We start from the raw sequence: 391 nt of genomic DNA, 5'->3' as shown, positions 1-391 counted from the left end.
ACGTTCCGTCGCCCGAAAGGAAACGAACGGTGTGATCACCGGGGCTAAGTTTGCCGAGCTGCACTTCCTTGTGGAAAGGCACCATAACCATCAGGCAAAGGCCTTCGGTAACGCTGGCGTGGGTAGTCACTTGCTGGGTGTTGGCATCCACTTGATCCACCTTTACATCGCCTACTTTGTAGCAGCTATTAGCAAACAGGCCGCTCACCACGACAAATGCATCGGAGCTCGAGTCGAAGTTGCTCGGCACGTACACGTCGGTTACGGGCACCACCTTATCGCTTACATCGCCTTGTTTAGCGTAGGAAGGAGAAGACAATCCAGCCAAGCAAGCCGCCGCTACGAGAGACAATCCAAAATTTTTCATAAAATCACTCCATGGTTGAGGGTG

General features: G+C 52.7%; 1 protein-coding gene. It reads right to left on the bottom strand.

The features are described 5' to 3' along the window. Positions 1 to 367, bottom strand: a 367-nt coding sequence (locus AYO36_RS11030; RefSeq protein ID WP_156501854.1) for a hypothetical protein, incomplete at its 3' end; no start/stop codon positions are given. Positions 368 to 391 lie beyond the last annotated feature (24 nt).

Source organism: Exiguobacterium sp. KKBO11 (assembly GCF_001644945.1).
In the GTDB taxonomy this organism is placed as follows: Bacteria; Bacillota; Bacilli; order Exiguobacteriales; family Exiguobacteriaceae; genus Exiguobacterium_A; species Exiguobacterium_A abrahamii.
This window is presented reverse-complemented; position numbering and strand designations above follow the sequence as displayed.